This is a genomic window from Luteibacter sp. P4_E6 (assembly GCF_056401535.1).
Genome location: NZ_JBFUJE010000640.1, coordinates 1 through 2,032, shown reverse-complemented (window position 1 = coordinate 2,032; position 2,032 = coordinate 1). Strand labels below are relative to the sequence as shown.

Annotated in this window: 2 protein-coding genes; both read right to left on the bottom strand. The window is 65.5% G+C overall.

All coding sequences use genetic code 11. The features are described from left to right. The coding region (locus AC1DT2_RS21800; RefSeq protein ID WP_477298693.1) for an ABC transporter permease at positions 1 to 650 on the bottom strand (650 nt) is incomplete at its 3' end. Continuing rightward, positions 647 to 1,582 carry an ABC transporter ATP-binding protein gene (locus tag AC1DT2_RS21795; protein ID WP_477298692.1) on the bottom strand — a complete coding sequence of 312 codons (936 nt, stop codon included), beginning with the start codon at positions 1,580 to 1,582 and terminating at the stop codon, positions 647 to 649. The genes AC1DT2_RS21800 and AC1DT2_RS21795, both read right to left, overlap by 4 nt. Positions 1,583 to 2,032: the final 450 nt, after the last annotated feature.

Sequence of the window (2,032 nt, the reverse complement as noted above, 5' to 3'; positions counted from 1 at the left end):
AGATCGAGCACGCCGCGCGCAATGGCATTGGCATGCCGGGCAATGCTCAGCTGGCCTAGCGCACCGATCACCCTCGGGGGCACCGCGTCCTGGAAGAAATCGAGTACCTGCGGCTGGCCGCAGAGCAACAGCAGGAAACACACCGCCGCGGTGAGGATGAAGGCGATGATCTGGCTGCGCGTCGCCGTCGACATGCACGTACCGATGGCGATGAAGGCGCCGGCCATCAGCCAGCTGCCGACATAACCGGCGAGGATCACACCGTTGTCGGGGTCGCCGAGATAATTCACCGTGATCCAGATCGGGAAGGTCAGGACCAGGCAGATACCGATGAAAGCCCAGGCGGCGAGGAACTTGCCGAGCACGGCCTGCGAGATCGACACCGGCAGGGAGAACAGGAGTTCCAGCGTGCCCGAAGCGCGCTCCTCGGCCCACGTGGACATGGTTACCGCAGGTACGAGTACCAGGTAGAGCCAGGGATGCATGTCGAAAARGGGCTGGAGGTCGGCGAGTCCACGATCGTAGAAATCCCCCGTGTAGAACGTGAGCACCCCGGCCATGACCAGGAAAATCACCATGAATACGTAGGCCACGGGCGTGACGAAGTAGCTCCACAGCTCACGGCGCATGATCGCCGTCACGCCGCTCATGACTGCGCTCCGCGCGGCTGCGTGGTGATCTGCCGGAACACCTCGTCGAGACGTCCCTGCTCCAGCTGGATCTCGGAGACTTCGAGGTTCTGCGTGCGTAACAAGGCCTGCACCTCCTCGAGGATCGGCTGTCCAGGGCGCGGGAAGACGGTGACGCGACCGTCGAGCGGATCGACTTCCACCGACGCGACGCTGGGAATACGCGCCAGCATCTCGCGGGACACGCCACTACCCGCTGCACTGAACGACACGGCGCCGTGGTAACGCGAGCGCGCTTCGAGCTCCGCAGGCGTCGCGTCGGCAAGCAGCTTGCCGTTAGCGATAATCGCCACGCGGTTGCATAGCGCGTGCACTTCCTCGAGCAGATGCGTGGAAATCAGGATCGTGCGTTCGCGAGCCATCGCGTCGATGAGCATGCGCACCGAGTGCTTCTGGTTCGGGTCCAGGCCATCGGTCGGCTCATCCAGCATCAGCACGGGCGGATCGTGCAGGATGGCCTGCGCCAACCCGACGCGCCGGCGCAGGCCTTTCGACAACGTGCCGATGGTCTGCTCGAGCACATCCTCCAGCTCGAGCCGCATCACCACTTCGTCGAAACGGCGGAATGCGATGTCCCGGTCCAGGCCACGCACGCGCATCATGAAGACGAGGAATTCGCGGATAGTCATCTCGCCGTAGCTGGGCGCCCCTTCCGGCAGGTAGCCCAGCGCGCGCTTGGCGGCGAGCGGCTCCTTGCGCACATCGTGGCCGCATACGCGCGCCGTCCCCGAGGTCGGCGCGAGGAAGCCGGCGATCATGCGCATGGCGGTCGACTTGCCGGCGCCGTTGGGCCCCAACAGCCCAAGCACCTGCCCCGGCTCGGCGCGCAGGGTCAAGGCATCCACCGCGGTCAGCGGCCCATAACAACGAGTGAGTCGGTCGGTCTCGATCATTACCGGCAGTGTAGCGAGCAGCCCGGAAAAAGGGTTCTTCGCAGGGTTCGGCGTTGTTGGCCGATAACCCGCTGCGGAGGCTCACGCTGCTCTCGTAGGAGCCGCTTCAGCGGCGAACCCTCAGAGGTGATGTCGCGAATGAGGCTTCGAATCTCATCATGCAGGCGTTCAACGGCTCGCCCGATCACCCCAAGGCCTCATTCGCAAACCCGACAGCATGAGGGTTCGCCGCTGAAGCGGCTCCTACGACAGCGCGAAGAGCGAGTYGAGGCAGTCGTGCGGCGCACGGCGACGRCGCGGCGTGGTGCTTTTGCCCCACGCAACCTCRACRTCCGGTGTCGCGGTCGGGTTGGCCCTTGGGGCCGCTTAAGCTGAGGGCCGCGCCGTTTCCGGGCGAGCGAGAGCGGCGCCTACGGCCCGTCTCGAAGAGCCGCGCCGCGGCCCCAAGGG

Excerpts from the sequence above, each read along its gene's own strand:
- AC1DT2_RS21795 (WP_477298692.1), bottom strand. The coding sequence starts at position 1,582 with ATGATCGAGACCGACCGACTCACTCGTTGTTATGGGCCGCTGACCGCG.